The sequence below is a fragment of the Sneathiella chinensis genome (assembly GCF_012720115.1).
Taxonomy (GTDB): Bacteria; Pseudomonadota; Alphaproteobacteria; order Sneathiellales; family Sneathiellaceae; genus Sneathiella; species Sneathiella chinensis.
Genome location: NZ_VNWN01000006.1, coordinates 267064 through 281659 on the forward strand (window position 1 = coordinate 267064; position 14596 = coordinate 281659).

Below are 14596 nucleotides of genomic sequence, written 5' to 3' on the forward strand. Positions count from 1 at the left end.
CAAGGGGCAGGGGGCAAGGAATAAAAAAGGGAGGCTTTAGCCTCCCTTTTCTTTTGCCGTTATTCGGCGGGCTGGATCGCCTGTTGTTCCCGTTTCGCCGCAAGACGTGCCCGTTTATGGGCGCGGCGCCGATCGAAATAATCGGACACATTGGCGCCGATCATCAACAGGCTGGGCGTCATGATCAGGGTCAGGACCGTGGCAAAGGTCAGGCCGAAGGCCACCGCTGTTGACAACTGCACCCACCACTGGGAGGAAGGCGCGCCCACAACCACCTCGCGGGAGAGGAAGTCGATATTGGTCTGCAGCGTCATGGGCAGCAGGCCAAAGATGGTGGTGATGGTTGTCAGCATAACCGGGCGAAGACGCTGCGCCCCCGTCCGAAGAATGGCCTCGCGGGCGTCCATGCCCTGTTTGCGAAGATAGGCAAAGGTGTCGATCAGAACGATATTGTTGTTCACTACGATCCCGGCCAGCGAGATAATCCCGACCCCCGTCATGACAATGCCGAACGGCTGTCCTGTGACAAGCAGGCCGACAAACACGCCAATGGTGGACATGATCACCGCCGTCAGGATCAGGAAGGCATGATAGAAGCTGTTAAACTGGGTCACCAGAATGATGGCCATGATAAACAGGGCAACGCCAAAGGCCTTGCCAAGAAACGCCTGGGCTTTCTTCTGTTCCTCATCCTCGCCCTTGAACGCGAAGGACACATCCGGGTCCAGACCGGCCCCGTCCGGGGCTTTCAGCCATGCCTCGATCTCGCGCACCTTGTCATCCACCAGAACGCCGTCAACCACATTGGCCTTGATGGTCATCACCCGGACCGAATCCACGCGGGTAATGGTTCCGACCTTGGGCTGGGGGGTGCGCTCCGCAAAGTTGGAGATGGGCACCATGCCGTGGTCTGTACTGATCCGAAGGTTGTCCAGTTGTTCAAGGCTGCGATATTCCTCCGGATAGCGGATGCGGATTTCCACTTCGTCATCCACTTCATGGGGACGATATTCATGGGCCTTGATACCATTGGTGACCAACTGGATCGTCTTGCCGATGGTGGTTACATCGGCGCCAAAACGGCCCGCCTGTGCCCGGTCAACGGTGATCTGCCATTCGATACCGGGAATGGCGCGGCTGTCCTCAAGATCCTGAAGGTCGGCCACTTTCTGTTCCAGATGACTGCGGATTTTAACCACAGCCGGTTCCAGTTTCTCCGGGAAGCGGGAGGCCAGTTCGATCTGGATGTCCTTGCCGGTGGGCGGCCCGGCATCCGGTTCGCGGGTTTCCACCGTAATCCCGGCAATATACCGGGTCCTGTCCCGAATATCCTTGAACACCTCGGCGGCGGGACGGCGTTCCAGCCAGTCCTTGAATTCCATCTGGATCACGCCGATCACATCCTCGGAAATGTCCTGTCCATCGGCGCCGCCGCCCGTCCGGGAATAGATGGACGAGAAATCATCCAGTTTCAGGACTTCCCGTTCCACCTGCTGAACCAGCATGTCCTTTTCAATGGTGGACATGTTGCCGCGCGCGTGGATATAGACAAGCGCCATTTCCGGCTCCACATCGGGGAAGAATTCCTCGCCGTTTCCGTGGGTCTGGTAATAGGCCTGTACCCCGATCAGGGTTACGACCCCGGCCAGCACCACAAGGGACGGGCGCTTCAGGGCCTTTGACAGGGTGCGGATATAAAGGCCGGTTGCCCCGCCAATATTGCGAATATCCCCGCTTTCCGCTGCGGCCAGTGCCGACAGGGTTTTCGAGTTCATGGACCCGGCCTTGCCGAACACGGACCCCAGCGTTGGCACAAAGATCAGCGCCATCAGCAGAGAGCCGGTGAGGGTGGTAATCAGGGTGATGGGCAGGAACTTCATGAACTCGCCCACAACACCGGGCCAGAACAGAAGCGGCATGAACACGGCCAGTGTGGTGGCCGTGGAGGCGATAATGGGCCACGCCATGCGCTTTGCCGCCAGACCATAGGCTTCCACCCGGTCGAACCCCTCGGCCATCTTTCTGTCCGCGAACTCGGTCACCACAATGGCCCCGTCCACCAGCATGCCAACGGCCAGAATAAGGCCGAACAGCACCACGATATTGATGGTGAAGCCAAACAGGTACAGATACAGGATACCGATCAGGAACGAGCCGGGAATGGACAGACCGACCAGACCGGCGGTGCGAACGCCAAGGGCACTGATCACCACGATCATGACAAGGATAATGGCGCTGATGATGTTGTTCTGCAGGTCCTTCAGCATGGTGCGGATATCGTCCGACTTGTCCTGACTGAAGGTAACCTCGACCCCTTCGGGCCAGTGCTTCTGTTCTTCCAGAACAAGGGTCTGCACCTGCTCGATGGTTTCGATGATGTTTTCACCCAGCCGCTTCTTGATTTCAAGCACCACGGCAGGCTTGCCGTTCAGGCGGGCATAGGTTTCCGCATCCTTGAAGGTCCGACGAATGGTGGTCACATCGCCAAGGGTGACAACGCCATCCCCGGACACCTTGAGCGGGATGGAAAAGACATCCTCGGCGGTTTCAAACAACCCCGGTACCTTGATGGAGAACCGGCCCTTGCCCGTATCCATCGCCCCGGCGGCCACCAGTCTGTTGTTAAGCTGCACCGCGTTGATCAGGTCCGTGTTGGAAATCTGGTAGCTTTCCAGCTTGACCGGATCGATGATGACTTCCAGTACCTCTTCGCGGTCGCCGCTGATATCGGCTGCCAGAACCCCTTGCAGGCCTTCAATGTCATCCTGTAGGTCCTTGGCAATGCGGATCAGGGTGCGGGTCGGGATTTCACCGGACAGGGTCACCACAAGGACCGGGAACAGGCCCACATTCACCTCGTGAACCGTGGGGTCATCGGTTTCCTCGGGCAGTTCCTTCTTGGCGATATCCACCTTTTCGCGCACATCATCAAGGGCGGAATCCGCATCGAAGCCCGCCTCAAACTCCATCAGGACGGATGCGTGACCCTCGCCGGCGGTGGATTTCATTTCCTTGATGCCCTCGATGCCGCGAAGCTCGATCTCCATGGGGCGGACCAGCAGGCGTTCCGCATCCTCGGGTGAGATGCCCTCATGGGTCATGGACACATAGATGATTGGAATGTTGACGTCCGGGTCGGATTCCTTGGCGATATCGTTATAGGCCACCGCACCGGCCACCAGAATCAGCAACAGGGTACTGATGATGGTGCGGGAGCGGTGAATGGCCGCATCAATCAGCGCATTCATGAGCGGGCCCCCGCTGTTTCTGTCACCGGAACCACTTTTTCGCCGTCCTTGACGAATTCATTGCCGACCACAATCACCCGCGCTGTCTCGGGCAGGCCGCGAACCCACGCACCATCGTTTGAATCGGACAGGATGCTCACCGGAACGAAACGGACAATATCCCCATCATCAACAATGCGAATACCCAGCGTCCCTTCGTCATTCAGGGTCAGGTAAGCGGGTGACATGAAGTGGGCCTGCACCGGGGTGGTCAGGAACACGGTTTCCGCCGTGACGCCGGACCGGATGGTGCCTTCGGTATTATTGATCAGCAATTCAACACGGAACGTCCGGGTGGCCGGATCGGCGGTCTTGCCGATAAAGCGAATGGTGCCGGAAACCGTCTCGCCGGTCACAAGGCGGGCAGTGCCGCGGTCGCCAACCTTGATCCGGTTGACGAACATTTCCGAAATCTGGCCGGTGACAAGGAACGGGTCTTCATCGACCACCGTGGCAACCGGGTTGCCATCTTTCAGATAATCGCCGATCTCCACATGGCGCTCTTCCACAATGCCGTCAAACGGGGCCCGGATGATCAGGTCCTCCAGCATGATGCGGACCGATTTGGCCTGGGCGAGGGCGCTGTCCAGCAAGGCCTTGCTGCTGGCCAGTGTGGTATTGGCGCTGAAGCCCTTCTTGTTCAGGGACTTGGCAGCGGCATACTCAATTTCCCGCTGGCGGACCAGAGCCTCGGCTTCGGCAAGTTGGGCAAGGCGGGCCTTGACGGCAAACTTGACCAGAATGTCGCCCTCCTTGACCCGCTGGCCCCGCTCGGCGAGGACTTCAACAACCCGGCCCGGCGTTTCCGCCTTCAATTCAACGGTTCTGAAAGCCTCCGTCTTGCCGCGCACCACAACTTCCTGCGTGCGTTCGGACGCGACAAAGGTGCGGACCTGTACCTCAAGAGGGGAGACCGTATTGGGCTCAAGGGCCGCCGACAGATCCGCTGTTTCCGCGTCTGTGCCCGCGACTGGCTCCGGCTCGTCACTGGCAAATTGCCCGGAAAGGATCCAGCCGGTCACGCCAACGGCGATCGTGATGGCAATAATAACTGAACGGTTCACAGATTTACCTCTTTTAGGGTCCTGAATGGAAAGGCCGATGGTTTCATTTGACAGACTGTTTGGCAGGTGCCCGGACAGGGGCCGGTGCCTCGATCAAGTGTCTGTTCTGTTCCAGGTATTCAATTGCAGCCTGATACATCGTAACGCCAAATCCACATAGAAATTGCTCGGATTGCGATTGTTTCATGCCACAGCCTTGTGACAATTCGTCCTTTTTTTGACGATAATCCATAATTTGATTGTCAATCAGCCGGGATACGTTGCCCGGTTGCAACAAGTGAGAAAACATCAGTGTGGCCAGAAAGTCGGAGCGGAATTTGTCCGCTGCCGGGGCGTTGTGGATTTCCTTGAGGAATTCCTCCCGGCCCGCCGGGGTGATTGAATACACCTTGCGGTCCGGCCGCCGGCTCTGGCTTTCGGCGCGGCAGGAAACCAACCCTTCTTTCGTTAACCGGTTAAGGGAAGGGTAAATGGAACTGAAGCTGGCGTCATAGACCATGCTCATGCGGTCCTGAAACGCCTTCTTGATCTCGTATCCTGTGGCTTCCCCGAAGGTCAGCAACCCCAGACAGAGTGTCCTGATGTCCATTTATCCTGCTCTCCCTGCCTGCATGTCCTTCTGGAATGCAGGGCCGTTATTCTATCACTATATCGGACCGATATATATCGATCTGTCATATCAGCGGCGAAAACAATGAGGACGGCAGGGGGCGTTGTCTGTGACCTTTGTCACGGGGAAAAGACAATTGGGAACGCAGGTGTCTCTTTTTCGTCTTATTGAAACGAAAAGGTGACAGAAAAATGTGACGTAGATAACAAAATGCAGCCGGTCCGAACCGGTGCAAGAGGCCCGGTATCCGAATTCCCTAAAGTGATTCTATCAGAAGAATGTCCTTGAGGGTCCGCTTATCCTTGCAGGTTTTTATACCTGTCCTGCTCATGGGCGCAAAGGGGCGCAGGGGTGTCTGTCCCAAGGGTTGCGGTCGAGAAGGAGGTTGCGGACGGGACGGCCCAGGCCATCACCACAAACAGCAGTACCAGAAACAGGGTGGTCAGCGTGGAAAGTGTTCTCAGATACATGATGTCCCCCTGACAGAATGATGCATTTGCAAACCTTATCAGGGGGATGTGTCTATTCTTGGCCGAAAAGACGGCAGGAATAAGGTGACGGCGCCTTTTTGGCGGTCAGGCGTTTTCTTTAGCGGCCCGGCGGCGACCACGCAGTTCCTTGATGACGGCGAGTTTTTCCTCGCTGGACATCAGGGACCAGCCACCGATTTCGAGGCGGTTGCGAAAACAGCCCTTACAATACAGGTTGGCGTCATCCATGCTGCAAATGCCGGTGCAGGGGGACGGGATGTCGGTGTTCAGGTTCTTCTGTTTGATAACGGTTCTGTGCATAGTCGAAAATCAGCTTCTTATTCTTGTTGTTCTGTTTGTGTTTCCAGAATTTCGATCAGCGCATTGAAAGGAAGCAATACGCAAATATGGCGGCTTTTGTGATCCTTCACCGGGGCAAAGAATTCCAACCCCTCCCAGGGCAGGTCGATGTCACCATCTTGTTCTTCCCCCTTTTCCAGAAGGGCAAGAAGGGCGGCGCGAACCCGGTCGATATCCTCCAGTGTCAGACCGACCGCATGTTCCCCAAGAAGAGAGGCAGACGCCTGACACAGCATACAGGCCTTGTTGTCATGGGCAAGCTCCATGATGCGTCCGTCTTCAAGGCGGACCTGAAGCGTGACCCGATCCCCGCAGGTCGGGTTATCCAGGGTCAGGGTGGCGTTTGGGGCGCTAAGGGTGCCGGCGCCTGTTGCGTTGGCTGCAAGCCGCATCAGGCTTTTCTGGTACAGTTCCTGGATCACTTGAAACTCACTTCTTCTTTTTGGATACGAGGGACAGCATGTCTGGTGTGTCTATATCAATGAAAATGCCGTCACTGTCAATTTCCACAGAATGAACAACATCTTCGTTATTTAAAATCAATTGCTTGGCGCCAATATCTCCAGTGATTTCTGAGATTTGATTCTGGAGCTGGCTGGAAATCAGGACCGGGTTTCCCCGCTTTCCCTTGATGGTGGGGACGATGATGGCGCGGCCTTCGTCGGGGTTGAAAGCGTCAATCAGGCGGTTCAGAATGTCCGCCGAGACAAGCGGCATGTCCCCAAGGCAAACCAGAATGCCGTCATGGTCCCCGGCCAGTTTCTGAAAACCGGTTTTGAGGGAGGTGGATAACCCGTCAGCGTAATCGGGGTTGTCGGCACAATCGACCCCCAGATCCCAAACTGATTTCCGAATGGCCTCTGCCTCATGCCCGCAGACCAGCAGGGTTTTGTCCACCCGCGCCGCAAGAACCTGTTCGGTCACATGGCGGATCATGGGTTTGCCATCAATGAGGGCGAGGAGCTTGTTTTCAGGCCCCATGCGCCGGGATTGCCCCGCCGCAAGGATCAGGCCCGCGATTTTCAGGGGCTGTCCCCCGGTGTGGCGGCGCCGGGTTCCATCCCGCGGTTGCGGGCGGCTTGGAATTTCCTTGAGAAGGCCGCCTTCGCCCATTTCCATGATATCCTGTGCACCCACGGGAATATCGGCCAGTAACCGTTGCAGGACCCAGTCGAATCCGTTCAGTTTCGGCGATCGGGTACAGCCGGGCAGACCGACAACGGTGGCCTTGTCCAGTTCCCCCAGCAGCAGAAGATTGCCGGGGTCGACGGGCATACCGAAATGAAGGACCGTGCCGCCACTCTCCTCAAGGGCGCGGGGAATGACATCGCGAATATCTGTAATGGCCGATGCCCCGAAAACAAGGATCAGGTCGCAGCCTTCCTGTTCAAGGGTTTTCAATGCCGGGGCCAGTTCGGTTTCATGATGGGGAATGACCATGTGGCGATACAGGCTGTTGCCGCACTGGTCCAACCGGTCGGACAGGACGCGAACCGATTTCTCGATAGTCTTGTCCGTGGTGCCGGGAAGACGGGTTGAGACAAGCCCGATCTTTTTGGGCGTGAAGGGACTGACCGTGACCAGCTTGTCACGGGCGGACCCACAAAATTTAGTGGCCCGATCCAGATGGGCGCGATGGGCGGCGAAGGGAATGATCTTGACGGTGGCCAGCATCTGGCCCGCCTCTACCTTCTCCATATGGCGGACGGTTGCGACTGTAACGCTTTGGTCTATTGTATTGATTTTATTAATAAGTTCACGGTTGATGCGGGCGACGCCTGCCTGCTTTGCATGAAGGTTGGCCCGGCCTGTGAAGGGCGGGGCAACGGACACATGATCGCCGTTGAACTGTTCCGACAGAAGGCGGGCGGCGTCATCTTCGGCGATGTCGTCTGCTTCCAGCCGGGCGGCGAGCACGGTCTCATGCCCGGCCTTGGCCAGACAGGCCAGCATCTCGGTATCCAGCACTTGCCCTTTCTTCAGCCGGCCAAGGGGACCGGCATCCACGGCATGGGCAAGGATGGCCCCTTCGGCCATGGACAGGGGCAGGCGGTCAAAGATCATGGCGGGCCCCTTTTCGCAAGATCAGGGTCAGTTCGGCCATGATGGAAATGGCAATCTCGGCCGGGTTTCGGGCCCCGATATCCAGACCGACCGGCCCATGAATGCGGTCCATGTCGGTTTTGCTGAAACCGGCCTCTGTCAGCCGGTCCTCGCGTTTTGCACGGGTTCTGGTACTGCCAAGGGCACCGATATAGAACATGTCCGTTCTGAGTGCCGCTTGCAGGGCCGGGTCATCCAGTTTGGCGTCATGGGTCAGGGTGACAAGGGCGCTGCGTCTGTCCGGTGCCAAATCGCTCAAGGCTTCGTCCGGCCAGCGGGTATCAAGGGCCACATCGGGAAAGCGAAGGTCGGAGGCAAAGCTGCGTCTGGGATCGATGACCGTTACGTCATATCCCGCAGCGGCCGCCATGGGCACCAACTTCTGGGCGATATGGACGGCGCCAACAACAAAAAGCCGAAGCGGCGGGTTGAAGATATTGAGGAAAACAGGCCCTTCATCCGTTTCCACTTCCTGCGGCCTGTCCATTTGAAGGGCCGATCTTGCCGCATTGATGATGTTGTTTTCCTCTTTTATTTCAAATGGATACATTAATTTGCTGTGGCCATTTGTCAGGTTTGTCGCCAGCACAACCTGTCGCTTTTCGGCCTTGGCCCGTTGAAGTTCTTCCAGAAGCGCGAGATCCATGGCAGGCTCTTTCAGTTGACGGTTTCAATGAAGATGCGGATCTTGCCGCCACAGGCAAGACCCACTTCCCAGGCCTGATCATCGCTGACGCCGAACTCCAGACTTTTTGTACCGCCGGATTGCATCAGGGACAGGGCTTCCTGAATGACGGCCCCTTCCACGCAGCCACCACTGACCGATCCGACCATATTGCCTGCCTCGTCAATGGCAAGCTGGCTGCCAACCGGGCGGGGGGCCGATCCCCATGTCTGGATGACCGTGGCAATGGCAACGGACTTGCCCGCCTGTTTCCAGTCAAGGGCTGTTGCAAGGGCATCATCCCGAAGGGCCTGATCAAGCGAGGACGTCATGGCGCTGTCATGGATGGGACCTTCCTGAGACTGGCCTTCCTGCAGCCAGCCGGTTCCCCTTGCCCGGCCCCGGATGGGGGAGGTGGGCATGGAAGGGATTTGGCAGGCGGACGCAGACGCAGGTCATGTTACGGCAAGGGGCATGATGGGTTTGCTCATAGTTCGGGTCTATCCAGACAAACAGGTTAAACCGCCTCCGGCTCCGGGGCAACAGGCGTTCCGGGAGGGCGCGGCGGGGATCACAAAACCAAGGGGAAGACGCAATGCTTCCCCTTGGGTTCGGTTCAGGCCATCAGGCAGGACATCAGTCTCTCCCTTCTCTACTGACATTGATCACCCTCCCATATATGGTGTTCTCCTCCCTAGGATTGAATGGCCGCAGCCGGTGCCGCCATTTCCGAGTGCCCTTATTGAAACTTTATATTCCTCACTCGGTATTGAGTTTCGCCCCCAACAGCGATCACGTCAAGATATGATCATTTGAAAAATATCATATTAAGTATGGTTGAACGAACTGTTTGTTGGTTGTAGGGGCCGGTCCGGCCCTGTTTCCCTTATGTGTAAGAGAGATTAGCGGAAACTAAACCCGTCCCGCAAGTGCCGAGAGGCAGGCCCCGTTATTCCGGGCGGTCAGGGGAATGTTAAGTCATGGTTAACCACTGGTGATTATGGTAAAATCCAGACTTTAAAATTGCGGAGTGAAGTATGCGCCCAGCGATCAGATCAACATTCGATGTGGTTTCCTGGCTGGAAATCCAGGGAGAGAGAACCGGAAATGTGATCCGTCCGCAATCCCTGATGCGGCTTTTGTATCTGGCGCAGGCGCTGTATGCCGCCCGTCACAAGGGCGCGAAAATGATGCCCGCCACCTTCCTTGCCACCCGCGTCGGCCCGATCGAGCCGGACCTGTTCATTGCGTTGGAGCAGGGGGTGAGGGCGTCCGATCCCATCCAGCCGTCCGCCGCGGTCGAGGCTGTCCTGAACGAGATGTGGCAGGCCTGCGGGGCCCGAACGGTGGAGGAACTGGACCTGATTCTGGATCGGGACAGGGCCATTGAGGCGGCGCTTGGCCGGGGCAGAAATTCGGAAGTCCAGATCAAGGAAATGGTTTTCGCCTATGCCGACGGTATCCCGTCCCTGATGGGGGACCCGGCCGTCACCAAGTTTCCCGATGGTTCCACCTTCAACGCGGGACATTCCAATCTGGATGCAGCGCCCAATGATGCCCAAGAGGTGCGATTTACCGCCGATGGGCGGTCTGTCACCCGCTGGGCCCCCAAGCGGCGGGTCACCACCAAGCGAACCCGCTAGGGCAGGGCGGTTTAGTTGGCAGACGGCTTTTTGCCGAACTTCTTGCGCAGGCTTTCGCAGTAATCAACCGCAGGCGACGGGGCCGTAAACCACAGCGCGTCATAGCGGGAGACGAGGGCCTTGGCGTCTGTCTTCTCGGTTTCCTCGGCAAAGCCAAGGACAAAGACGCGGGCCGCCGGGTCCATTGCTGTCAGGTGAAGGGGAACGCCGCGGTCTTTGCGCACATGACCATTCCCGGCAATCAGGAAAGAGCGGCCGCTTCCACGGGCGTTTTTCATCTGCTGCTTCATCAGGTCATCCTTGGCAATCTGCATGACCATCATGGGATCGATCATGCCTGCGGGCAAAAGGTCGCAATGGCTGCTAATGATTTCCTGACGAAGATCGGCCAGCGCCGCATCGGGCAGGACCGTATTCAGGGCGGTGGCACCGCTCATTTTCTCGCGAAGTTCCGCCCGCGGGTAACTGCCAAAAAGAACCTTGGCCCCGGCATCCACGGCAATGCGCATCAACGGGCCGTAATACTGCCAGTTCGGCCAGCCGCTTTCTTTCCAGTTCAGCGCCTGTTCCAGTTCCGCATAGGGCAGGGAGCCGGACTGAAAGGCATCAATGGTTGGTTGCTGGTCCCGGTTCAGCATCTCAAACACCACTGTATCGCCGGGCTTCACGCTGGCCTTCAGGACCATCAACTGACGTTCGTGATGGTGGGGGTTGTCATGCTTCTCGCCGATCAGGATATAGTCGGACCCTTGCAGGTCCCGCATCACCTGTTTCAGATCGGCGGGGTCGCCGCTTGCATTCTGGATATCGTTGGTATCAATGCCGGACGAGGTCGCACTGCATCCCATGGCGACAACCAGCGTAAACAGAAGCAAAACGGCGTGAAGTTTTTTCATGAACCACCCGATCAGAATTGATAAGCCACCAGCAGGATGACACCGAACAAGGCCACAATGGCCACCACCGCCGCACTGGAGGAGACGGTTCGGGACATGGTCTTGCCATCCCCGTGGGTGTCAACCGCAAGGGAGATAACCCCTGCCACACCCCGCTGGCACAGGTTAATAAACGCGGTCCAGACGGTCAGGATCAGTGTCCCTGTGGTGATGGCCAAAGACTTCCCGGCCTTGCGATAGAACCAGTCGAAGTCCAGATTGATCGCAGACTTCAGACCCGGATATACCCCAAGACGGAGTGCAAGGGCAAAGGCCAGCGTAGCAAACAGGATCAGTTGAAGCTGCGTGACCACATGGCTGGCGGTATAGACCTCGTAGCTGACATCATAAGGCAGCAGCGAGAAGAAGGCCCCCGGCATGACACCGGCCAGAATGGCCAGCCCGGTCAGCAGCGCCATGGCCAGCAACATATGGGCCGGGGCGTCCTGTACAGGGGCCGGGTCTTTTTCCGCATTGCGGCGGAAGAAGCCGAAGACCGGAATTTTCAGGCCGATATTGTCAATCACGGCGACCGCACCAAACAGCATGAACAGCCAGACGAAGTAATATCCTTCCTTCAGGGAGGCGGATAGGATCAGCGATTTGGACGCAAAGGCCGCCGTCAGCGGGAAGGCGACAATCACAAGCGATCCGATCACCGCAAAGAAGGCGGTCAGGGGCATGGATTTGTAGAGGGAGCCAAGCTCTGTGGCCTTGGCCGTGCCTGTGCGGTACAGGATCGCACCGGTGCACATGAACAGAAGGCAAGTATATAGAATACTGACGCTGGCATGGGCGGCAACGCCGTTCAGGGCCATTTCCGTCCCGATGCCGATGCCGATGACCATGAAGCCCTGTTGGCTGTTCATGGAATAGGCGAGGGTCCGGCGCAGGTCATTTTCAAGTGTGGCGAAAACAACCGGGAAAATCACCATCACAACCCCGATATAAATCAGCAGGTCCGTTCCCGGAAAGGCGCGGGCAAGGGCATAGATGGCCAGCTTGGTGGTAAAGGCGGACAGGACCACGGTGCCGGTCACGGTGGCTTCGGGATAGGAATCCTGAACCCAGTTATGGAGCAGCGGGAAAGCGGCCTTGATGCCGAAGGCAATCAGGAACGCCCAAGTGGCAAAACTGCCAAGTTCCATGGGACCAAAGGCAAGGCTTCCGGTATCCGCAACATAGAGCGCAATACCGCCCAGCAGGATCACGCCAGAGGTCACCTGAATAATCAGATAACGCACACCTGAGCGGAATGCCCGTTCGGTGCGGCTGGCCCAGATCAGGAACACGGAGGATACCGCCGTGATTTCCCAGAACACGAACAGGGTCAACAGGTCACCGGCAAAAATCGCACCGATGGCAGAACCCGCATAGATCAGCGTGGCGATATGCTGGACCGTGTCCTTCACATGCAGCGAATAGAGCAGGGCGGCGAAGGCCGCGATATGGAAGATGATCCCGAAGACGCGGGACAGCGGATCAATATGGGTGAGAACCACCTGCAGACCCAGCATGTCGATCACGCCCCAGCTTCCAAGGCCGAGAGAGATCATCTGGGCAAAACCGAGAACCGGCAGGGCCAGAACCAGCAGCGAGCGGATAAATCCAGAGGTCAGCGGCACCAGAAGGGCGCCGAGGATCAGGATAAAACCGGGATTGAGACCATCAATCATAGTAGTCCTCCTTCCGGGTCAGAAAGGGCCGGACGGTTTTGGCAACGACCAGCAGGGCCAGAAAGGAAATCATGGCATAGAGACCGTAGAAAACGGGGATATCCTCCATGTCCGTGCTTGTGTGCTTGTGATAGACAAAGTCGAACAGGGCCAGAATATCGGGAATGGCAGCGAGAATGGCGAGAAGGACCACCACCCGGAATACCTTGTCGGTCGCGCCGGGCTGATCCAGCCAGTATTTCTTGTCAGTATTTCTAGACATCGGAATTCTTCCCTTATGGCAACACGATCGGCAGGATCATCTGGTAGATGGGATCGATGAACAGGAACAGCACGATACACATCATGGCGGTAAAGGCCGGCGGCAGCACACACAGGATCGGTGCCTCGCGGATCTTGTCACGGCTCAGGAACGAGATTTCCTGACCGACAGCCACTTTCGGGTCTGAACTGCCAAGCGGGGGATAGAAGAAGCCACGGATCACGATGGGCATCAGGTACCCGATGTTCAGTAGGGAACTGATTAGCAGCACCCCAAGGACGAACAGTTGATCCGCCTCGACCGCACCCAGCATGATGTAGAACTTGCTCCAGCTTCCGCCAAGGGGTGGAATACCGATGATGCTGAGGGCGCCGATGAAGAAGGCGATGAAGGTCACGGGCATCTGGCGACCAAGGCCGCGCATGTCGCTGATTTCGGTTTTCTTGACGGCGGTGTAAATGGCACCGGCGCAGAAAAACAGGGTGATCTTGCCAAAGGCGTGCATGACGATTTGCAACGCACCGCCGGTCATGGCCATCGGGGTGGCCAGCGAGGCGGCAAGGACGATATAGGCAAGCTGACTGACCGTGGAATAGGCCAGCCGGGCTTTCAGGTTGTCCTTGGTCATGGCAATAACCGAAGCGGCAATCAGGGTGAAAGACGCGATCCATGTCAGGATTTCAAGGGTGTTGACAGATGCCAGAAAATCCACCCCGAAAATATAGATGGAGACTTTCAGGACCGAGAACACGCCCGCCTTCACAACAGCAACCGCATGCAGCAGGGCACTGACCGGTGTCGGGGCAACCATGGCGGACGGCAACCAGCGATGGATCGGCATCAGGGCCGCCTTGCCAATACCATACATGAACAGGAACAGCAGGATACCGGACGCAACCGGCCCAAAGTGACCGGCCAGAATGCCGCCCTTGGTGAAGTCCAGTGTCCCGGTTTCAACCCAGACCCAGATAATGGCTGGCAGCAGCAAGCCGATTGAGGTCGAGATCAGGATCCCGAGATAGATACGGCCGCCTTTCAGGGCTGCCTCGTTCCCCTTGTGTGTCACCAGCGGATAGGTGGACAGGGTGAGAACTTCATAGAAAACGAACAGGGTCAAAAGGTTACCGGCAAACGCGATCCCCATGGTGGCGGAAAGCGCGATGGCGAAGCAGATATAGAACCGGGTCTGCTTGTTCTCCTTGTTGCCGCGCATATAGCCGATGGAATAGACGGAATTGACAATCCACAGGCTGGACGCGACGACCGCGAAGGTCATGCCAAGGGGTTCCACATTCAGGGTCAGGGACAAGCCCGGCAGAATGGCTGCCAGTTCATAGACCAGAACCTCGCCCGCCAGAACATGGGGCACGATGGTCAGAACATTGGCAAACAGCAGGCCCGCGGTGACAAGGGTAACCGTTTCCCGAATGTTGGGGGCCTTGCCGGCAAGCGCAATGCCGATGGCCCCGAGCAGCGGAATGAGAATGGCAAGCGCCACATGGGTTTCAATGGCAAACATAAC

General features: G+C 57.4%; 14 protein-coding genes. 1 reads left to right on the forward strand and 13 read right to left on the reverse strand.

Translation table 11 applies throughout. The annotated features are described in order from the left end of the window. Positions 1–59: 59 nt before the first annotated feature. The 9 genes from FQB27_RS11315 to FQB27_RS11355 all read right to left on the reverse strand — a co-directional run bounded on the left by FQB27_RS11315 (position 60) and on the right by FQB27_RS11355 (position 8980). Positions 60–3248, reverse strand: coding sequence for an efflux RND transporter permease subunit (locus FQB27_RS11315; protein ID WP_169561155.1), 3189 nt, complete (start codon positions 3246–3248; stop codon positions 60–62). Continuing rightward, positions 3245–4351 (reverse strand): efflux RND transporter periplasmic adaptor subunit, encoded by a 1107-nt coding sequence (locus FQB27_RS11320; RefSeq protein WP_169561156.1) that lies wholly within the window; start codon positions 4349–4351, stop codon positions 3245–3247. Before FQB27_RS11320 ends, FQB27_RS11315 begins: the two co-directional genes overlap by 4 nt. A gap of 43 nt (positions 4352–4394) precedes the next feature. Continuing rightward, on the reverse strand, positions 4395–4940 hold the full coding sequence (locus FQB27_RS11325) for a PadR family transcriptional regulator (RefSeq protein WP_169561157.1): 546 nt from the start codon (positions 4938–4940) through the stop codon (positions 4395–4397). 317 nt (positions 4941–5257) lie between these two features. Continuing rightward, positions 5258–5431, reverse strand: coding sequence for a hypothetical protein (locus FQB27_RS11330; protein ID WP_169561158.1), 174 nt, complete (start codon positions 5429–5431; stop codon positions 5258–5260). Between the two features lie 105 nt (positions 5432–5536). After that, the gene (locus FQB27_RS11335; RefSeq protein WP_169561159.1) at positions 5537–5752 is read right to left on the reverse strand and encodes a DUF1289 domain-containing protein; all 216 of its coding nucleotides are present in this window, start codon (positions 5750–5752) and stop codon (positions 5537–5539) included. 17 nt (positions 5753–5769) lie between these two features. Next, positions 5770–6213 carry an iron-sulfur cluster assembly scaffold protein gene (locus tag FQB27_RS11340; RefSeq protein ID WP_169561160.1) on the reverse strand — a complete coding sequence of 148 codons (444 nt, stop codon included), beginning with the start codon at positions 6211–6213 and terminating at the stop codon, positions 5770–5772. 7 nt (positions 6214–6220) lie between these two features. After that, entirely contained in the window at positions 6221–7855 is a 1635-nt protein-coding gene (locus tag FQB27_RS11345; protein ID WP_169561161.1) for an NTP transferase domain-containing protein, read from the reverse strand. Next, positions 7845–8540, reverse strand: coding sequence for an XdhC family protein (locus FQB27_RS11350; RefSeq protein ID WP_169561162.1), 696 nt, complete (start codon positions 8538–8540; stop codon positions 7845–7847). Before FQB27_RS11350 ends, FQB27_RS11345 begins: the two co-directional genes overlap by 11 nt. Before the next feature lie 11 nt (positions 8541–8551). Then, positions 8552–8980 (reverse strand): XdhC family protein, encoded by a 429-nt coding sequence (locus tag FQB27_RS11355; protein WP_206374588.1) that lies wholly within the window; start codon positions 8978–8980, stop codon positions 8552–8554. A 615-nt stretch (positions 8981–9595) separates the two neighbouring features. On the opposite strand from FQB27_RS11355, the gene FQB27_RS11360 reads away from it, so the two are divergent. Continuing rightward, entirely contained in the window at positions 9596–10201 is a 606-nt protein-coding gene (locus FQB27_RS11360) for a hypothetical protein (RefSeq protein WP_169561163.1), read from the forward strand. An 11-nt stretch (positions 10202–10212) separates the two neighbouring features. Here the strand turns inward: FQB27_RS11360 and FQB27_RS11365 are convergent, their stop codons facing one another. From FQB27_RS11365 to FQB27_RS11380, 4 genes are read right to left on the reverse strand one after another with little or no spacing between them, the layout of a single operon-like run. Further along, the gene (locus tag FQB27_RS11365; RefSeq protein ID WP_169561164.1) at positions 10213–11097 is read right to left on the reverse strand and encodes a ChaN family lipoprotein; all 885 of its coding nucleotides are present in this window, start codon (positions 11095–11097) and stop codon (positions 10213–10215) included. A gap of 11 nt (positions 11098–11108) precedes the next feature. Next, a complete protein-coding gene (locus FQB27_RS11370) occupies positions 11109–12812 on the reverse strand; it encodes a Na(+)/H(+) antiporter subunit D (protein WP_169561165.1) in 1704 nt (567 codons plus the stop codon). Next, positions 12805–13074: a hypothetical protein gene (locus FQB27_RS11375; RefSeq protein WP_169561166.1), complete on the reverse strand. Its 270-nt coding sequence runs from the start codon at positions 13072–13074 to the stop codon at positions 12805–12807. Before FQB27_RS11375 ends, FQB27_RS11370 begins: the two co-directional genes overlap by 8 nt. Positions 13075–13087: 13 nt before the next feature. Continuing rightward, positions 13088–14593 carry a monovalent cation/H+ antiporter subunit D family protein gene (locus tag FQB27_RS11380; RefSeq protein ID WP_169561167.1) on the reverse strand — a complete coding sequence of 502 codons (1506 nt, stop codon included), beginning with the start codon at positions 14591–14593 and terminating at the stop codon, positions 13088–13090. Positions 14594–14596 lie beyond the last annotated feature (3 nt).

Bases quoted from the DNA above. Each gene is read 5' to 3' on its own strand.
- FQB27_RS11315 (WP_169561155.1), bottom strand. From the start codon at position 3,248: ATGAATGCGCTGATTGATGCGGCCATTCACCGCTCCCGCACCATCATC.
- FQB27_RS11370 (WP_169561165.1), bottom strand. From the start codon at position 12,812: ATGATTGATGGTCTCAATCCCGGTTTTATCCTGATCCTCGGCGCCCTT.
- FQB27_RS11380 (WP_169561167.1), bottom strand. From the start codon at position 14,593: ATGTTTGCCATTGAAACCCATGTGGCGCTTGCCATTCTCATTCCGCTG.
- FQB27_RS11360 (WP_169561163.1), top strand. From the start codon at position 9,596: ATGCGCCCAGCGATCAGATCAACATTCGATGTGGTTTCCTGGCTGGAA.
- FQB27_RS11375 (WP_169561166.1), bottom strand. From the start codon at position 13,074: ATGTCTAGAAATACTGACAAGAAATACTGGCTGGATCAGCCCGGCGCG.
- FQB27_RS11330 (WP_169561158.1), bottom strand. From the start codon at position 5,431: ATGTATCTGAGAACACTTTCCACGCTGACCACCCTGTTTCTGGTACTG.
- FQB27_RS11355 (WP_206374588.1), bottom strand. From the start codon at position 8,980: ATGCCCACCTCCCCCATCCGGGGCCGGGCAAGGGGAACCGGCTGGCTG.
- FQB27_RS11350 (WP_169561162.1), bottom strand. From the start codon at position 8,540: ATGGATCTCGCGCTTCTGGAAGAACTTCAACGGGCCAAGGCCGAAAAG.
- FQB27_RS11365 (WP_169561164.1), bottom strand. From the start codon at position 11,097: ATGAAAAAACTTCACGCCGTTTTGCTTCTGTTTACGCTGGTTGTCGCC.
- FQB27_RS11325 (WP_169561157.1), bottom strand. From the start codon at position 4,940: ATGGACATCAGGACACTCTGTCTGGGGTTGCTGACCTTCGGGGAAGCC.
- FQB27_RS11345 (WP_169561161.1), bottom strand. From the start codon at position 7,855: ATGATCTTTGACCGCCTGCCCCTGTCCATGGCCGAAGGGGCCATCCTT.
- FQB27_RS11335 (WP_169561159.1), bottom strand. From the start codon at position 5,752: ATGCACAGAACCGTTATCAAACAGAAGAACCTGAACACCGACATCCCG.